The sequence below is a fragment of the Stenotrophomonas sp. 59 genome (assembly GCF_030291095.1).
GTDB lineage: Bacteria > Pseudomonadota > Gammaproteobacteria > Xanthomonadales > Xanthomonadaceae > Stenotrophomonas > Stenotrophomonas maltophilia_Q.
Genome location: NZ_CP127408.1, coordinates 3,704,037 through 3,719,540, shown reverse-complemented (window position 1 = coordinate 3,719,540; position 15,504 = coordinate 3,704,037). Strand labels below are relative to the sequence as shown.

16 protein-coding genes are annotated in these 15,504 nt (G+C 67.8%); 10 read left to right on the top strand and 6 right to left on the bottom strand.

Annotated features, from left to right (window positions below; genetic code table 11):
• Window positions 1-15 precede the first annotated feature (15 nt).
• Both QP552_RS17165 and ppa read right to left on the bottom strand, forming a co-directional pair.
• The gene (locus QP552_RS17165) at window positions 16-1,137 is read right to left on the bottom strand and encodes an HDOD domain-containing protein (RefSeq protein WP_111112904.1); all 1,122 of its coding nucleotides are present in this window, start codon (window positions 1,135-1,137) and stop codon (window positions 16-18) included.
• A 151-nt stretch (window positions 1,138-1,288) separates the two neighbouring features.
• Entirely contained in the window at window positions 1,289-1,825 is a 537-nt protein-coding gene (gene ppa, locus QP552_RS17160) for an inorganic diphosphatase (RefSeq protein WP_005410935.1), read from the bottom strand.
• A 184-nt stretch (window positions 1,826-2,009) separates the two neighbouring features.
• On the opposite strand from ppa, the gene QP552_RS17155 reads away from it, so the two are divergent.
• The 4 genes from QP552_RS17155 (at window position 2,010) to QP552_RS17140 (ending at window position 7,222) form a co-directional block, all read left to right on the top strand.
• Window positions 2,010-2,483 (top strand): hypothetical protein, encoded by a 474-nt coding sequence (locus QP552_RS17155; protein WP_111112903.1) that lies wholly within the window; start codon window positions 2,010-2,012, stop codon window positions 2,481-2,483.
• A 72-nt stretch (window positions 2,484-2,555) separates the two neighbouring features.
• A complete protein-coding gene (locus QP552_RS17150; RefSeq protein ID WP_014038389.1) occupies window positions 2,556-3,056 on the top strand; it encodes an RNA polymerase sigma factor in 501 nt (166 codons plus the stop codon).
• A 104-nt stretch (window positions 3,057-3,160) separates the two neighbouring features.
• Complete coding sequence (locus QP552_RS17145; protein WP_286074142.1) at window positions 3,161-4,093, top strand: FecR domain-containing protein; 933 nt, start codon at window positions 3,161-3,163, stop codon at window positions 4,091-4,093.
• A gap of 210 nt (window positions 4,094-4,303) precedes the next feature.
• Window positions 4,304-7,222, top strand: a complete 2,919-nt coding sequence (locus QP552_RS17140; RefSeq protein WP_111112901.1) for a TonB-dependent receptor — start codon at window positions 4,304-4,306, stop codon at window positions 7,220-7,222.
• Window positions 7,223-7,361: 139 nt separating this feature from the next.
• Here QP552_RS17140 and QP552_RS17135 read toward each other — a convergent pair whose 3' ends face one another.
• Entirely contained in the window at window positions 7,362-7,619 is a 258-nt protein-coding gene (locus QP552_RS17135) for a DUF2789 domain-containing protein (RefSeq protein ID WP_010483993.1), read from the bottom strand.
• A 109-nt stretch (window positions 7,620-7,728) separates the two neighbouring features.
• Between QP552_RS17135 and QP552_RS17130 the strand changes: the two genes are divergently transcribed.
• The 5 genes from QP552_RS17130 to QP552_RS17110 are packed head-to-tail and all read left to right on the top strand — an operon-like array spanning window position 7,729 to window position 10,681.
• Entirely contained in the window at window positions 7,729-8,316 is a 588-nt protein-coding gene (locus QP552_RS17130) for a biliverdin-producing heme oxygenase (protein ID WP_111202761.1), read from the top strand.
• A gap of 31 nt (window positions 8,317-8,347) precedes the next feature.
• Window positions 8,348-8,815 (top strand): YbaN family protein, encoded by a 468-nt coding sequence (locus QP552_RS17125; RefSeq protein WP_286074141.1) that lies wholly within the window; start codon window positions 8,348-8,350, stop codon window positions 8,813-8,815.
• Window positions 8,802-9,530, top strand: coding sequence for a tonB-system energizer ExbB (gene exbB, locus QP552_RS17120; RefSeq protein ID WP_111112898.1), 729 nt, complete (start codon window positions 8,802-8,804; stop codon window positions 9,528-9,530). Before QP552_RS17125 ends, exbB begins: the two co-directional genes overlap by 14 nt.
• A gap of 9 nt (window positions 9,531-9,539) precedes the next feature.
• The gene (exbD, locus tag QP552_RS17115; protein WP_286074140.1) at window positions 9,540-9,965 is read left to right on the top strand and encodes a TonB system transport protein ExbD; all 426 of its coding nucleotides are present in this window, start codon (window positions 9,540-9,542) and stop codon (window positions 9,963-9,965) included.
• Complete coding sequence (locus tag QP552_RS17110) at window positions 9,962-10,681, top strand: energy transducer TonB (RefSeq protein WP_286074139.1); 720 nt, start codon at window positions 9,962-9,964, stop codon at window positions 10,679-10,681. Before exbD ends, QP552_RS17110 begins: the two co-directional genes overlap by 4 nt.
• 78 nt (window positions 10,682-10,759) lie before the next feature.
• Here the strand turns inward: QP552_RS17110 and QP552_RS17105 are convergent, their stop codons facing one another.
• Complete coding sequence (locus tag QP552_RS17105; RefSeq protein ID WP_111202757.1) at window positions 10,760-12,787, bottom strand: sodium-translocating pyrophosphatase; 2,028 nt, start codon at window positions 12,785-12,787, stop codon at window positions 10,760-10,762.
• A 282-nt stretch (window positions 12,788-13,069) separates the two neighbouring features.
• Between QP552_RS17105 and QP552_RS17100 the strand changes: the two genes are divergently transcribed.
• Window positions 13,070-13,573: a hypothetical protein gene (locus QP552_RS17100; RefSeq protein WP_106550698.1), complete on the top strand. Its 504-nt coding sequence runs from the start codon at window positions 13,070-13,072 to the stop codon at window positions 13,571-13,573.
• An 89-nt stretch (window positions 13,574-13,662) separates the two neighbouring features.
• Here the strand turns inward: QP552_RS17100 and QP552_RS17095 are convergent, their stop codons facing one another.
• Both QP552_RS17095 and QP552_RS17090 read right to left on the bottom strand, forming a co-directional pair.
• Window positions 13,663-14,052, bottom strand: a complete 390-nt coding sequence (locus QP552_RS17095; RefSeq protein WP_286074138.1) for a DUF488 family protein — start codon at window positions 14,050-14,052, stop codon at window positions 13,663-13,665.
• 118 nt (window positions 14,053-14,170) lie between these two features.
• Window positions 14,171-15,427 carry a 6-phosphofructokinase gene (locus tag QP552_RS17090; RefSeq protein WP_286074137.1) on the bottom strand — a complete coding sequence of 419 codons (1,257 nt, stop codon included), beginning with the start codon at window positions 15,425-15,427 and terminating at the stop codon, window positions 14,171-14,173.
• Window positions 15,428-15,504 lie beyond the last annotated feature (77 nt).

Here is a 15,504-nt window from a genome sequence, read left to right as displayed (position 1 = left end):
TGGCGAAGCGTTTGCTCAGGCTTCGCTGGGCGTAAGCCCCATCAGGCTGTTGGCATGTTCGCGCCACTGCGGCAGTTTGCTGAGCACGCCCGCGCGCTGCAGGTAGTCCTCATCCACCGGATCGCCGTTGACCAGCGCAAGCGCCACGTGCACCGCACCGGTCACCCAGAAGCTGCGCGTGTTGGCGCGCTGTGGCTGCAGGTGGAACGCCACCGCCTCGATGATCGGCATCGGCAGGCCCCACAGCCCCAACAGGTAGGCACCGGCTTCGGCATGGCCCGGGCGGGTATCACCAGCCAGCGACGGCTCGGTGCGCTCGTTGCGTACGCCGGGCAGCAGCAGGCCGATGTCGGCCAGCAGTGCTGCGGTTGCGCCCAGTTCGGCGCTGGATTCGGGCAGCAGGCGTGCGGCCAGCCGCGAGGCGAGCAGGGCGCGCTGCTGCAGCGAGTTGCGTTCGGCGGTCGACAGCGTCGGCGCCGAGAACACTTCGCTGGCCAGTACCAGGTCGCGCAGTGTTGCCAGGCCCAGCCGGGTCACAGCGGTACGCAGGTCGGCGATGGTGCGGCCCTGGCTGAAGAACGCCGAATTCGACAGCTGCAGCACCTTGGCGGCGATGGCTGGATCAGCGGCCACCAGCTTGGCGACGTCGGCGCTGTCGGCATCGTCGTCATGCTCCAGCGCCTGGGTCAGGCTCAGGTACAGGTGCGGCGGCGACGGCAGTTTCTCGATGCGGCCGATGGCATCGCGCAGGCGCGGGCTGTCCAGCACTTCGCGCAGCTCTTCCAGGCTGGTCAGCGCTTCCAGAAGCACTTCCGGCGCCAGTGGCAACGGCAGGAAGCGATGGGCAACGCCGATCAGGCGCGCCGGCGGCGGCCGGTTGCCATGCTGTGCGTCCACCAGCGCGATGCGGATGGTTTCCGGACGCAGGGTCCGGATCTGGCCGAGCAGCGTGGTGGCATTGAGGTCCGGCAGCTGCGGGCAGACAATCACCGCGTCCACGCCCTGGGTGGCAACCGCGGTCATCGCGGCCTGGCCATCGGTGGCGGTCAGCGGCTGCCAGTCTTCCCCAAGATCGGCAATGAATTCGGTCAGCTCAGCCGGCAGGCTGGCTGCATCCCCTACAAGCAGAATACGCACGACACATTCCCCTGGCTGTCTCGACGGTGGATGTCGATGACGTGTGAAGTGACGCAATTTACCTAATACGACGGCAAGAGTGATGTGCCGTCATCATGAAACGTGACCCGCATCGCTCCGGCAGGGCATGCCGGAGCGATCCGGTTCAGGCTCAGGCCTTGCTGTCGAGATGGCGCTGGTGCGCCTCGATCAGGATCTGCTTGGCCTCAGCGGCGCCGCCCCAGCCATCGAGCTTGACCCACTTGCCCTTCTCCAGGTCCTTGTAGTGCTCGAAGAAGTGGCCGATGCGCTCCAGCCAGTGGCTCGAGACCTGGGCGATGTCTTCAACGTGGGCGTAGCCACTGAAGATCTTCGACACCGGCACGGCCAGGATCTTCTCGTCGCTGCCTGCCTCATCGCTCATCTTCAGCACGCCGACCGGACGGCAACGCACGACCGAGCCCGGCACCAGCGGCAGCGGCAGCACCACCAGCACGTCGGCCGGATCGCCGTCGCCGCACAGGGTGCTCGGCACGTAGCCGTAGTTGCAGGGGTAGCGCATCGGGGTGGACAGGATGCGGTCGACGAAGATCGCGCCGGTTTCCTTGTCCACTTCGTACTTCACCGGCTCCGAGTCCTTCGGGATCTCGATGATGACGTTGATTTCTTCCGGCGGGTTCTTGCCGGGCGAGACGAGTTCCAGACCCATGGTCGTGCTCCAGGTGGGGGATATAGACGGATAGCCCCCCATTTTATGCCTTTGCCGGGCGCTGTGCAGGGGAGGCGGCTGACGGCAGGTCGAGGCAAGGGCCGACGCTGCAGGCCGGGGTAGACCGATGGGACCGGCGGGCATGCGGGCGCAGGCTGGATGCACCTTCCCGAGGCGTTGCCGCATGAGACTTTCTGCCCTGTCTTCTGGCCTGTTCTGCGCGCTGCTGATCGCCCCCGCAGTACAAGCTTTCCCCTACGTCGACCTGATCGATTACCCGCGGCAGGAAGCCAACTGGGATCGCTTCTTTGCCCTGGAGGGCCGCCTGCAGCACGGCTTCGACAGGATCTGCGGAGACACCTTCTGCGAGGGTGAGTACAGCGACATCCGTGCGCTGCGCCTGCGGTGTTCGGTGGACGCGGTGCGCGGCACGGTGCATGAGTGCCTCTGGGCATTTGCCGCCAGTGACCTGGCCGTGTCGCGGCATGACGGGGCGATCGTGGCCCGGCAGCCGACCTGGCTGTGCCGGCTGCCGCTGGTGCCTGGCACTCCGGTGGAGGACTTCCATGCGGCGCTGGCGGCCCGCAATCCGCTGCACGATCCCTTGCCCGGCACGTCGGAGAGCGTCTATGACGGGCTGACCGGCTGCATTCACTGATGCGAACGTGACTGATTCTCATTAACGGAGTAGCATGCGCGGCGCTATCCGTCTGTCGTCCCGGTTCCGCGCATGTCCTCCAATGCCGCCTCCCTCACTGAACTGCTGATCCGCGAGCGCCCTGCGCTGCTGCGCCGGGTGCAGCGCATCCTTGGGGGCGACAATGGCGCCGAGGACGTGATCCAGGCCGTGTGGTTCAAGGCCCGCGGTGTTGACGACAGCCAGGCCATCGACAATCCGCGCGCCTATCTGTACCGGCTGGCCGCCAACCTGGCGACCGACCATGGCCGCGAATCGACCCGGCGCAACCGCCTGCTGGCCGACCATTACCTGTGGGGACCGGACGAGGTGATCTCGACCGAGGAACAGGCGATGGCCCAGGACGAGCTGCAGCGGGTGCTCGATGCGGCGGGACACCTGCCGGAGCCGACCCGCACCATCTTCCGGCTCAACCGCCTGCAGGGCCTGACCCAGGCCGAGATCGCACGCCGCCTGGGCGTGTCGGTGACCACGGTCGAGAACCATGTGCGCACCGCGTTGCAACGCCTGGCCTGGGCGCGCAGCGGCCGATGATTGCCCCGGCTTGGGGCTGGCCCGCGCTGAAACGTCTTGATAACTGGACCGAGGATGCGGTCTAGTTCCCCCGCCCGCGCTTGAATGCGCCTGTCTGCCAGCCGATGAGCCCGCCGAACATGCTGCCCGCCGCCAATGACGATGCCCTGGCCGAACAGGCCCGGGGCTGGATCGCGTGGCTGGCCGCAGGCGATATCAGCGATGTGCGCATGGATGAGTTCGAACACTGGCTGCAACAGCCGGGGCACCGTCGCGCCTTCGAGCACGAGCGTGCGTTGTGGCGCAGTGTGGGGCCGCGTCCGCAGTCTGCCCGCACCGAGCGCCGGCGCCCGAAGCGGTTGCGATGGGCAATGGCCACTGCGGCGGCACTGGCGATGCTGGTGGCATGGCCGGAAGCCTGGCTGCGCCTGCAGGCCGATCACCGTAGTACGCATGCCGTGCAGGACGTACGGCTGCCCGATGGCAGCCGCGCGGTGCTGGATGCGGACAGCGCGATCGCCGTGCGGTTCGATGCGGATGCACGCCAGATCGAGCTGCTGCGCGGGCGCGCCTGGTTCGAGGTCAGCCCGGATGCGCAGCGGCGTTTCAGCGTGCGTGCGGGCAATGGCGTGGTCGAGGACATCTCGACCGCGTTTTCCGTCGCACGCGACAGCGACCAGGTGGAAACCCAGGTCGGACAGGGCAGGGTGCGCGTGGCGAGCCCGGTTGACGGTGGCTGGACGTATCTGCAGGTGGGCCAGCGTGCCATCTATGGCGAACACAGTGGCGTGACGCGCCTGCAGGACGTGGCTGCCGACAGTGTCGGCGCGTGGCGGCAGGGCGAACTGCTGCTGGAGCAGGCCAGCGTCGCCGACGCCGTGCAATGGGTGGGGCGTTACCGCGCCGGCCCGACCTTCGTGCGCGGCGATCTGTCGCGGCTGCCGGCGGTCAGTGCGGCGCTGCGCATCGATCGCCCGGAACAGGCGCTGGACGCGTTGGCGGCAACGGCGGGATTGCAGGTTACCCGCCTTCCATTCGGCGTCGCCATCGTCCAGTAGATCCACGCCATGCGTGGGTGATCGTCGCGATGATCCCATTGTGCCGACCAACGGTCGGCACCCACCGCGATCGCAAATCCCTCTTGGGGTTCCTACCGCGCCACCCGTCTTACCCCGCGAACGTACCCGCCGCCGCCACGTACGTCGCCGTGTCCGCCTGTGTTGCGGATGACGCCGCGCCTGCGGCACCGATTACCTGACAGGTTCCCCATGTTCGACTCCCACCGCCCGGGCCGCGTGCTGCGCCCGTCCCGCCTGTGCATCGCCCTGCTGGCCGCCGGCCTGGCCAGCGCCGCACCGTCCGTGCTGGCACAGAGCGCCACCGGAAATCACGCTGCCGTGCAGCGCTTCGACATCCCCGCGCAGCCGCTGGACGAAGCACTGCGCAGCTTCATGCGCCAGTCCGGCGTGCAGGTCGTGTATCCGGCCACCCTCGCCCAGGGAGTGACCTCGCGCGCAGTCAACGGCAGCCTGTCGGCCAACGAGGCGCTGCAGCAGCTGCTGCAGGGCAGCGGGCTGGCGATGCGCCGGGTCAGTGCCGATGCGGTGACCCTGGAAGCGGCAACGCCGGTCCAGGCCGGCAGCGGTGTGATCGTCACCGATACGCTCAGCGTGGCCGGCGACCGTGTCGACGGCGGCGCAGGCAGTGACGAAGCGCGGCTGCTCGACAGCTATCGCAGCGTGGGTTCCACCACGACGCTCAACCGCACGCAGCTGGAGCGTTTCCGCGGGACCTCCAACGGCGACATCGTCAAGGGCGTGGCCGGTGTCACCGCCGGTGACCCGCGCGTGGGCAACGGGTTCGACGTCAACATCCGTGGTATCCAGGGCCAGGGCCGCGTGCCGGTGATCATCGACGGTGGCCAGTCCAGCATGGACACCTACCGTGGCTATGCCGGCCAGTCGCAGCGCACCTATCTCGACCCGGACCTGATCTCCAGCCTGACCATCACCAAGGGCCCGAGCCTGCAGGCCAACGCCTCCGGTGGCATCGGTGGCGTGGTCGAGATGGAGACGCTGAAGACCGGTGACGTGCTGCGCGAGGGGCGCGACTTCGGCGTGCGCGTGCGTGGCGGCCTGGCCAATGGCAGCGCCAACAACCTGCCGGCCTACAGCGCCGCGCCGCGCACCGATCGCAGCGCTACCGGCAGCCAGTTCTTCAACGTGGCCGGCGCCGGCCACTGGGACCGCTTCGACCTGGTCGCCGCCTATGCCTACCGTGACAACGGCAACTACTTCTCCGGCAAGCACGGCTACGATGATTTCCCGCAGACCCGTCGCACGCTGGCGCCGCTGAATCCGCCGCGTACCGAAGTGTTCAACACCTCGTCGCGCTCTAAGTCGGCGCTGCTCAAAGGCACCTGGCGCATCGACGACGCGCAGACGCTGGAAGCCGGTTACCGTCGCTACGAAGGCACCGCCGGCGAGATCATGGCCTCGCAGATCATCCGCGTCGACCGCGATCGCATTCCGCAGTGGGACCCGGGCCATGTCGACATGGACAGCTACAACCTGCGCTACCGCTTCAACCCGGACAGCGATCTGGTCGACCTGCGTGTCAATGCTGCGTACACCGATACCGACAGCGTGATGTACAACAGCCTGACCGGCATCACCCCGTGGTACTTCGACCGCCGTACCGAGTGGTATGACGCCCCGAGCTTCAGCGGTGACCCTGGCTACAAGGATGCGTATCGCAACCCGCTGCGGCAGAAGCGCCTGAACCTGGATGCCAGCAACACGTCGAAGTTCGACACCCGTGCCGGCGCGTTCACGCTGGACTACGGCCTGTCCTACAGCGATGAGGACATTGCACCGGGCAGCTCCGGCCCGGCCATGCACGATGACCTGGTCAACAACCGCTTCCTGCGCAATGCCGAGCGCAAGGAATACAGTGCCGTGGCGTCGCTGAAGTGGCAGCCCGACGAACACTGGGAGCTGCTGGCCGGCGGCCGCTGGAACCGGGTGGATGTGCACGACCGCAACCGCCTGGCAACGCCGGATGCCTACGAGGTGCAGGGCCAGTACCGCTATACCGAACTGCTCAATGGCAACCCGGCGCTGCCGTCGTGGCGTGCCAAGCGCATCGCGCTGCTGAACTGGTATCCGGACGCCAACGGCAATTTCACCCAGGCCTCGCTGCTGGCGTCGCCGTACAAGAAGGGCACCGTGGCCGACATCGCGGGCTGGAACTTCTATGACGCCGGCAAGCCGCAGGATCTGGAAGTGCCGGTCAGCTGGACCTGGTCGCAGCCGATCCGCCGTCGCGACAACGCGTTCTCGCCGACCGCCAGCGTCGCCTACCGCTTCAGCGAAGACACCATGGTCTACGTGAAGTACGCCGAGGGCACCAAGCTGCCGAGCCTGTTCGAGACCACGCTGGGCCTGTTCACTGCCGCCAAGCCGGTGGGCGAGCTGAAGCCGGAGCGCGCGCGCAGCTGGGAAATCGGCGCCAGCACCATCCGCTACGACCTGTTCACTGCCGGTGATCGCCTGGCGCTGAAGCTGGCCTACTTCGATACCCGCATCGACGATCTGATCACCCGCGACTACCGCACGCTGTCGGCGGGCCTGATCCGCAATGTCGACCAGTTCAAGGTGTCGGGCATGGAGTTCCAGTCGAGCTATGACAGCGGCAAGGTGTTCGCCGATCTGTCCGCGCACTACTACTTCAAGGCCAAGACCTGCGCGCCGGACATCGCCGCCGAGCGCCGCGCCTATGGCGTGCAGCGCAGGAACGCGGAGCTGGCCGGCACGCCGGACTGCGTGGATGGCGGCTTCGAGGGTTCGTACACCAACACGCAGAACCCGCCGCGCTACATGGTCAACCTGACCCTGGGCTCGCGCCTGTTCGACGAACGCCTGACCTTCGGTACCCGTGTGATCCACAACGCCGGCCCGATCAGCAAGCTGGACAAGGAATGGAACGTTGGCCTGTCGGCGATCCAGCAGCTGTACCGGCCGAACACGCTGGTGGATCTGTTTGCCAGCTGGAACTTCAACGACCAGTGGTCGGTGGAAGCGGGCGTGGACAACCTGACCGACCGCTACTACCTGGATCCGCTCGCCCTGGGCGTGATGCCGGCCCCGGGCCGCACCGCGCGCCTGGCGCTGACCTGGAAGTACTGATCGGCGGGCGACCTGCCTGCGGGGGTCGGATCCCTTTCCTGCGGAAAGGGCTCTGACCCCATCGGGTCCGGCCATCCACGCATGGCGTGGATCTACCGTGCCGCGTAATCGGTAGCGCCGGGCCATGCCCGGCGAACGCTTACAGCCCGGTCGCGGCCTTCACTGCATCTTCGTGCAGCGACTCGTTCAGCTCATCCACAACGGTGCTCCACGCCGCATCGGCCTGCAGCGATTCAGACAGGAACTGGCGCTGGGCATCGTTCCAGTAGGGGGCCTCGACCACTTCCACATCGGTGGCCAGCTGGTGCTCGCGGATGAAGCGGGCGATGCCCTCGGCACTGGCATCCAGGCCCAGCTGCAGGAACAGGTTGGTCATGCGTGGTTCGGTGGTGATCATCATCGGTTCCTGGTGGAAGTAGGGAATGCCCCATTATCGGCGCACACGGGCTTGGGGAAAGCCCCGCGGCGAACGTCTACAGCACGACGACCCTCCTGGCATTCCCCCCATGAACGCACACATTGCTCCTGAAGACAGCCGCAGCCTGCGGCTCAAGGCCGCCACCCGCGACAGCCACGGCGCCCTGGACAAGCGCATCATGGCCGGCGACATCTTCGCCGACCGCAGCAATTTCGCTCGTTTCCTGCGCGTGCAGTACCGCTTCCACCGCAGCATCGACGCGCTGTACGCCAACCCTGCACTGGACGCATTGCTGCCCGATCTTGGCGAGCGCCGCCGCCTGACCCAGGTGGCACGTGACCTGCAGGACCTGGAGCAGACGCTGCCGGGTACGGACATCGCCGCGCTGCCGTCGGACCTGGCGTTGCCCGCCGCGCTGGGCTGGCTGTACGTGGCCGAAGGCTCCAACCTGGGCGGTACCGTGCTGTACAAGATGGCGGCCAAGCTCGGCCTGGACCGTGACTTCGGCGCCCGCCACCTGGCCGCCCATCCGGATGGCGCCGCCCGCCACTGGCGCGAGTTCACCGCTGCGCTGGACGCGGTGCCGTTGAGCGCCGAGCAGGAGCAGCAGGTGATCGACGCCGCCGATGCGGCCTTCCGCAGCGTGCACGGCCACGTTGAAGTGGAATTCGCCTGATGAACGCCCGCCATCCGCGAGTGCAGCGCTGATGCGCTGGCTCTGGTTCGCGCTGGGCTGGGTAATGGTCGGCCTCGGCGTGATCGGTGCGTTGCTGCCGGTAATGCCGACCACCATTTTCCTGATCCTTGCAGTGGGCTGCTTCGCGCGCAGCTCGCCGAAGTTCGAGCAGCGCCTGCTGGCGCATCCACGCTACGGCCCGTCGCTGCGGCTGTGGCGCGAGCAGGGCGCGGTGTCGCGCAAGGGCAAGGCGTTCGCCAGCGCCGGCATGGCGGTGGGCTTTGCCCTGTTCTGCTGGGGCGCGCATCCGTCGTGGCGCCTGCTGCTGGGCGTGGGCCTGTTCTTTGCGGTCAGCGCCGGCTATGTGCTCAGTCGACCAGCACCACGCATTGAACCCACTCCGATGGTTGAACTGGACGATGCCAACGATCCGCGCGCGGCCCGCCGCCGTGGCGCAGCCCCCGATAGCGATGGAACCCGTGACGATGCTGCCTGCTGACCTGGCCCCCGTGGCCGCCCCTGCACTGACCCCGTGGGGCATGTACCTGGCCGCCGACGTGGTGGTGAAGACGGTGATGATCGCGCTGGCACTGGCGTCGCTCGCGACCTGGACCGTGCTGTTGGCCAAGGGCTGGGAGCTGGCCCGGCAGGCGCGGCAGCTGCGCGCGGCGCGCGCGCTGTTGCTGCAGTCCGCACAGTTGCCGGCGCAGAGCGAAGCGGCAAGCCTGCAGCAGGGCACCGCGCTGGCGATGCTGGACGCCGCACGCACCGAACTGCGCCTGTCGCAGGAGCTGGACAGCCGCGACGGCATCAAGGAACGCGTGGCGTCGCGGTTGGATCGCATCGAGCTGGAAACGGCGCGCGTGCAGCGGCGTGGTATCGGCGTGCTCGCCAGCATCGGTGCGGTGGCGCCGTTCGTGGGCCTGTTCGGCACGGTGTGGGGCATCATGAACAGCTTCATTGGTATTGCCCACAGCAACACCACCAATCTGGCGGTGGTCGCGCCGGGCATTGCCGAGGCCTTGCTGGCCACCGCGCTCGGCCTGGTCGCTGCGATTCCCGCGGTCCTGGTCTATAACCACTTCAGCCGCGTGCTGGCCGGCCTGCGTGGCCTGCTCGGCGATCTGTCGGCGGCGGTGCAGCAGCTGGTTTCGCGCGATCTTGATCGTGCCGTTCCGCGCAGCGCAGCGACGCCGCTGCGCGCGGTGCACTGAGGCGCGACGATGGCGATCAGGACCGCGTCCGACCGCGACGACACGCCGGAAGAAGCCCACGAGATCAACGTCACGCCGTTCATCGACGTGATGCTGGTGCTGCTGATCATCTTCATGGTGGCGGCCCCGCTGGCCACCGTATCGGTGCCGGTGCAGCTGCCGGCCAGCAGTGCCAGCGCCACGCCGCCGGACCAGGCGCCGGTGTATGTGACCGTGCAGGCCGATCTGTCACTGCGCGTCGGTGAGCAGGCGGTGGCACGCGACGGGCTGGCCGCTGCGCTGCAGGTAGCCACCCAGGGGGACACCTCGCAGCGCCTGTTCCTGCGTGCCGATACCCGCGTGCCTTACGGTGAACTGATGGCGACGCTGGATGCGCTGCGTGCTGCGGGCTACCTGAAGGTGGCACTGGTTGGACTGGAGCAGGGCGCGCGATGAGCGGACTGCGGCGCTGGGCGACCAGCCTGGCGATCGTGCTGCTGGTGCATGCGCTGCTGATTGGCGTGGCCTGCTGGTGGGCAGCGCGCGCTCCGGCGGTGGCTGCCGTAGCGCCGCCCGCAGCGTTGATGCTGGAGTTGGCGCCGATGGCACAGGCGCCGCCCGTGCCGCCGCGCGAGGTGGCAACCGGACCCCTGCAGCAGCAACAGCAGCGGCAGGCGCCGAAGCCGGCGCTACGCGAGCAGCCGAAGGCGCCGGTGCAGCCGCAGGGTGACCTGCCGCCGCCGCGCACACCTGAGCCGACGCCCTCGCCGGATACTGCCGACGCCAATGTCGCGCAGACCAGCGCGCCGCCGCAGGTCGCTGCCGACGCGGCTGCGCGCTATGCCGCACCGCAGACCACCGCCGGCGAGCGCAGTCGCGCTGAAGCCACCTGGGAAGGTCGCCTGCTGGGGCACCTGCAGAAGCATCGCCGCTATCCACGCCAGGCCGAGCGGCTGCGCCAGCAGGGTGTGGTGTACGTGCGCTTCGCTGTGGCTCGCGATGGCGCTGTCTCGGGCCTGGCACTGGGCCGCAGCAGTGGCTTCGCGTTGCTCGACCAGGAGACGCTGGATACCGTGCGGCGTGCCAGCCCGGTACCGGCGCCGCCGGCCGAAGTGGCCGGCGACCCGGTGGAAGTGATGGTGCCGGTGTCGTTCTTCCTGCGCGGGCGGTGATTGACGATGGGGTCGGATCCCTTTCCGCAGGAAAGGGATCCGACCCCATTCGGCGCCGCCATCCACGCGTGGCGTGGATTACAGCAGCGGTACCAGCAGCAGCGCGACGATGTTGATGATCTTGATCAGCGGGTTGATCGCCGGACCGGCGGTGTCCTTGTACGGGTCACCGACGGTATCGCCGGTCACCGCGGCCTTGTGCGCTTCGCTGCCCTTGCCGCCGAAATGGCCATCCTCGATGTACTTCTTGGCGTTGTCCCAGGCGCCGCCGCCGGTGGTCATCGAAATGGCCACGAACAGGCCGGTCACGATGGTGCCGATCAGCAGGCCGCCCAGCGCGCGCGGCCCCAGCAGCAGGCCGACCACCACCGGCACCGCCACCGGCAGCAGCGAGGGCACGATCATTTCGCGGATCGCCGAGCGGGTCAGCATGTCCACCGCCTTGTCGTACTGCGGCTTGCCGGTGCCCTGCATGATGCCGGGGATCTCGCGGAACTGGCGACGCACTTCTTCCACCACCGCACCGGCGGCGCGGCCGACTGCTTCCATCGCCATCGCACCGAACAGATACGGAATCAGGCCGCCGATCAGCAGGCCGATGATCACCGTGTGGTCGCTGAGATCGAAGCGGAATTCCTGTCCGGGATGTGCGGCCTGCAGGTTGTGGGTGTAGTCGGCGAACAGCACCAGTGCCGCCAGCGCCGCTGAGCCGATCGCATAGCCCTTGGTCACCGCCTTGGTGGTGTTGCCCACCGCATCCAGTGGATCGGTGATGTCGCGGATCTCCGAGGGTAGTTCGGCCATTTCGGCGATGCCGCCGGCGTTGTCGGTGATCGGCCCATAGGCATCCAGGGCGACGATCATGCCGGCCATCGACAGCATCGCGGTGGCGGCGATGGCGATGCCGTACAGCCCACCCAGCGCGAACGCCCCCCAGATCGCCGCACACACCGCCACCACCGGCAGCGCGGTGGACTTCATCGAGATGCCGAGGCCGGCGATGATGTTGGTGCCGTGGCCGGTGGTCGAGGCCTGCGCCACATGTTGCACCGGCTTGTACTGGGTGCCGGTGTAGTACTCGGTGATCCACACGATCAGGCCGGTCAGGACCAGACCGATCAACGCGCAGCCATACAGCGCCATCGGCCCGTGCACGTTGTCGGACATCAACCCGGTGGTGATCGGGTAGAAGGCGATGGCGGCCAGCACGCCGGAGACGATCACACCCTTGTACAGCGCGCCCATGATCGAGCCGCCTGGCTTCACCTTGACGAACAGCGCACCGATGATGGAGGCGATGATCGAAACGCCGCCCAGCACCAGCGGATACAGCACGGCGTTGGCGCCTGCCTCGGCCAGCATCAGGCTGCCCAACAGCATGGTGGCGATGACGGTGACCGCATAGGTCTCGAACAGGTCGGCGGCCATGCCGGCGCAGTCGCCCACATTGTCACCGACGTTGTCGGCGATCACTGCCGGGTTGCGTGGGTCATCCTCGGGAATGCCGGCTTCGACCTTGCCGACCAGATCGGCGCCGACGTCGGCGCCCTTGGTGAAGATGCCACCGCCCAACCGCGCGAAGATCGAGATCAGCGACGAACCGAAGGCCAGGCCGACCAGCGCATGCAGTGCCTGTTCCATCGGCAGGCCCATGCGCAGCAGCAGCGCGTAGTAGCCGGCTACGCCCAGCAGGCCCAGCCCGACCACCAGCATGCCGGTGATCGCACCGCCACGGAACGCCACGTCCATCGCCGCACTGATGCCATGGCGTGCAGCCTCGGCAGTGCGCACGTTGGCGCGTACCGACACGTTCATGCCGATGTAGCCGGCCGCACCGGACAGCACCGCGCCGACCGCGAAACCAATCGCGGTGTACCAGCTGAGGAACACCCCGACCAGCACGAACAGCACCACGCCGGCCACGCCGATGGTCAGGTACTGGCGGTTGAGATAGGCACGCGCACCTTCCTGGATCGCGGTGGCGATCGCGACCATGCGTTCATTGCCGGTGGGTTGGCGCAGGATCCAGCGCGCCGAGACGATTCCGAACAGGATTGCGAGGATGGCGCAGCCCAGCGCCAATGACAGCCCGTGACGTTCCAGCATTAGACCCCTCCGCAGAATGGATGTAGGCATCCAGTGGCGATGAACGGCACCACGAGGGGGACGACGGGCTGCAGCCTGGAACCAACCCGTACCGACCTTGGCGGTCGTCCGACGTATGGCGGTGTTCAGCATTCCCTGGTGCCCGCAGTATGCGTGCACCCGCGCCTGGATGGTAGCGCCGGGCCGTGCCCGGCGAGCGCAGCGGCTGCTCGACCCACGCGCCTTTGCACCCCGTTAAGCCAATCTCTGCAAGCCTGCGCACAGTCCTGAAGGAGATTCCCCATGCGCCTGTCCCTGTTGATGCTCGCCGCCCTGGTCCCGGCGCTGCCGGCCTTCGCGGCGGAAACCCCGGAACTGCAGCGCGCCGTGGGTGCACCACAGGCGGTAGGCGCGGTGCATACGCTGCGGCAGATCCCCGAGGCCTGTGCGCGCCTGGAAGGTGCATTCACCGGCCAGGCTGCCGAGCCGTATCGCTTCTCCGCGGTGCGCACCAGCGAACAATGCCAGCCACGCGCGCGCTTCGTCGACTACACCAAGGCCCAGCCGAGTGCCGACAAGGGCTGGAAGCTCAATGATGTGATCCGCGTGCCCAGCGCTGCGTGCCCGGCGCAGCAGGCGGTGGTGCGCGTATGGCGGCTGCCGTCGAGCAACAAGGTCGAGCTGGACGGGCAGGGCCAGTCGCGCATCTACCTGGAAGAGGCGAAGAAGCAGGCGGCTGCCGGCCAGATTCCGCAGGTGACGATGTTTGCGGCGCAGTTGCAGATGGAAGGCAAGGCCTGCAATTGAGCGGGTGCATCCACGCATGGCGTGGATCTACCGAGGCTATCGGGCACACGGCACCGGGTAGTGCCGGCCGCTGGCCGGCGACCCTGCAATCAATCCGCCAGCTTCGCCCCGTGCGCCACCAGCAGCTCGCGCAGCGCCTTGCGGTGGCAGTGCGCCTCATCCTCGCAGTAGCACCCTACGCTGAGGTCGCTGTGCTGCGACATCGCAGCCAGCAGGTCCAGCGCATGGGACGCATCCGGCGCCCTCATCTCGGCCTTGTAGTGGCGGAAGAACGCATTCCAGTCGGCGGCCGTCTTCGCCTCATGCGCCTGCTTCACCAGTGCCGCGCTGGGTGACAGTGTCGGGAACCAGACGTCATACCAGTCCTGCCGGGCGAACTCGCTGCGTGGCACGCCGCGCGGCGGGCGGCGCACGGTACCGATACGCAGCCCCTCGCCAGCGGCGCGCGGCGTACCCAGTCGAACAACACGCAGTGCCATGGTGTTCCTCCATTAAAAGGGGACGGAGGGGATTAAGTCGTATCCGACCCACTACTGACCCTGTTGGAGATGACAGAGGGGAGTATGCGACTTAATCTCCTCCGTCCCCTTTATCGGCTCAGCCCTCGAAGGCCGGCAGCTTCTGCTTCACCGCCGCGTTCTTCAGGGTGACGTACTTCGGCAGTCCATCGGCCCCGTAGGGCAGCGGCGCTTCGCCCTTGATCAGCGGCGACAGGTAGGCGCGCGCCTTGGCGGTGATGCCGAAGCCATCGCGGCGTATGAAGCCGGCGGGCATCTTCTTTTCATGGTTGGCGATCTTCGACAGCGGTGCTGCTTCGATCTTCCAGCGGTAGGGAGCGTCGCTGCTGCGCACGATCACCGGCATCACGCCGTTCTGGCCCTTCAGCGCCAGCTGCACCGCGGCCTTGCCGACCGCCTGCGCCTGCTCCCAGTCGGTCTTGCTGGCCAGGTGCCGGGCCGAGCGCTGCAGGTAATCGGGCAGCGCCCAATGGACCTTCAGGCCCAGCTGGTCCTTGACCCGGCCGGCCAGGTGCGCGGCCACGCCACCCAGCTGCGAGTGGCCGAACGAGTCCTTGCCGCCGCCAGCGTCGGCGACGAAGCGGCCGTCGGCGGTGGCGATGCCTTCCGATGCCACCACCACGCAGTAGCCGACGCGCTCGACCACCGCCTTTACCTTGGCCAGGAACGCCGCCTCGTCGTAGGCACGCTCGGGCAGCAGGATGATGTGCGGGGCCTCGTCATCGCCGTTGCCGGCCAGGCCGGCAGCCGCGGCCAGCCAGCCGGCGTGGCGGCCCATCGCCTCGTAGATGAAGACGCGGGTGGAGGTCTCGGCCATCGCCGCCACGTCCAGCGCCGCCTCGCGTACCGACACGGCGGTGTATTTGGCCGCCGAGCCGAAGCCGGGGCAGGTGTCGGTCACCGCCAGGTCGTTGTCGATGGTCTTGGGCACGCCGATGCAGGTCAGGTCGTAGCCGGAGGCCTTGGCCAGCTGCGAGACCTTCAGCGCGGTATCGGCCGAGTCGTTGCCGCCGTTGTAGAGGAACCAGCGCACGTCATGGGCGCGCAGCACCTCCAGCAGGCGGTCGTAGCGGGCGCGGTCGGCGTCCAGCGATTTCAGCTTGACCCGGCACGAGCCGAACGCGCCGCCCGGGGTATGGGCGAGGGCGCGGATGGCGGCGGCGCTCTCCTTGCTGGTGTCGATCAGCTCCTCGCGCAGCGCGCCGAGGATGCCGTTGCGCGCTGCCAGGACCTTGATGCCCTTGGCCCGGGCCTGCTCGATCACCGCCGCCGCCGTGGCGTTGATGACGGCGGTGACACCACCGGATTGGGCGTAGAGGAGAGTACCGTTGCGCATGCGTCTACCTGCTCGGGGAAAGGACATTGCAGGGACATTACCCGGATGCGGTAAAGTGGCGCTATTGCGGTGCAGCG

Excerpts from the sequence above, each read along its gene's own strand:
- QP552_RS17125 (WP_286074141.1), top strand. The coding sequence starts at position 8,348 with ATGCGCTGGCTCTGGTTCGCGCTGGGCTGGGTAATGGTCGGCCTCGGC.
- QP552_RS17095 (WP_286074138.1), bottom strand. The coding sequence starts at position 14,052 with ATGGCACTGCGTGTTGTTCGACTGGGTACGCCGCGCGCCGCTGGCGAG.
- QP552_RS17105 (WP_111202757.1), bottom strand. The coding sequence starts at position 12,787 with ATGCTGGAACGTCACGGGCTGTCATTGGCGCTGGGCTGCGCCATCCTC.
- ppa (WP_005410935.1), bottom strand. The coding sequence starts at position 1,825 with ATGGGTCTGGAACTCGTCTCGCCCGGCAAGAACCCGCCGGAAGAAATC.
- QP552_RS17155 (WP_111112903.1), top strand. The coding sequence starts at position 2,010 with ATGAGACTTTCTGCCCTGTCTTCTGGCCTGTTCTGCGCGCTGCTGATC.
- QP552_RS17135 (WP_010483993.1), bottom strand. The coding sequence starts at position 7,619 with ATGATCACCACCGAACCACGCATGACCAACCTGTTCCTGCAGCTGGGC.
- QP552_RS17140 (WP_111112901.1), top strand. The coding sequence starts at position 4,304 with ATGTTCGACTCCCACCGCCCGGGCCGCGTGCTGCGCCCGTCCCGCCTG.
- QP552_RS17150 (WP_014038389.1), top strand. The coding sequence starts at position 2,556 with ATGTCCTCCAATGCCGCCTCCCTCACTGAACTGCTGATCCGCGAGCGC.
- exbD (WP_286074140.1), top strand. The coding sequence starts at position 9,540 with ATGGCGATCAGGACCGCGTCCGACCGCGACGACACGCCGGAAGAAGCC.
- QP552_RS17130 (WP_111202761.1), top strand. The coding sequence starts at position 7,729 with ATGAACGCACACATTGCTCCTGAAGACAGCCGCAGCCTGCGGCTCAAG.
- exbB (WP_111112898.1), top strand. The coding sequence starts at position 8,802 with ATGCTGCCTGCTGACCTGGCCCCCGTGGCCGCCCCTGCACTGACCCCG.
- QP552_RS17110 (WP_286074139.1), top strand. The coding sequence starts at position 9,962 with ATGAGCGGACTGCGGCGCTGGGCGACCAGCCTGGCGATCGTGCTGCTG.
- QP552_RS17145 (WP_286074142.1), top strand. The coding sequence starts at position 3,161 with ATGAGCCCGCCGAACATGCTGCCCGCCGCCAATGACGATGCCCTGGCC.
- QP552_RS17090 (WP_286074137.1), bottom strand. The coding sequence starts at position 15,427 with ATGCGCAACGGTACTCTCCTCTACGCCCAATCCGGTGGTGTCACCGCC.
- QP552_RS17100 (WP_106550698.1), top strand. The coding sequence starts at position 13,070 with ATGCGCCTGTCCCTGTTGATGCTCGCCGCCCTGGTCCCGGCGCTGCCG.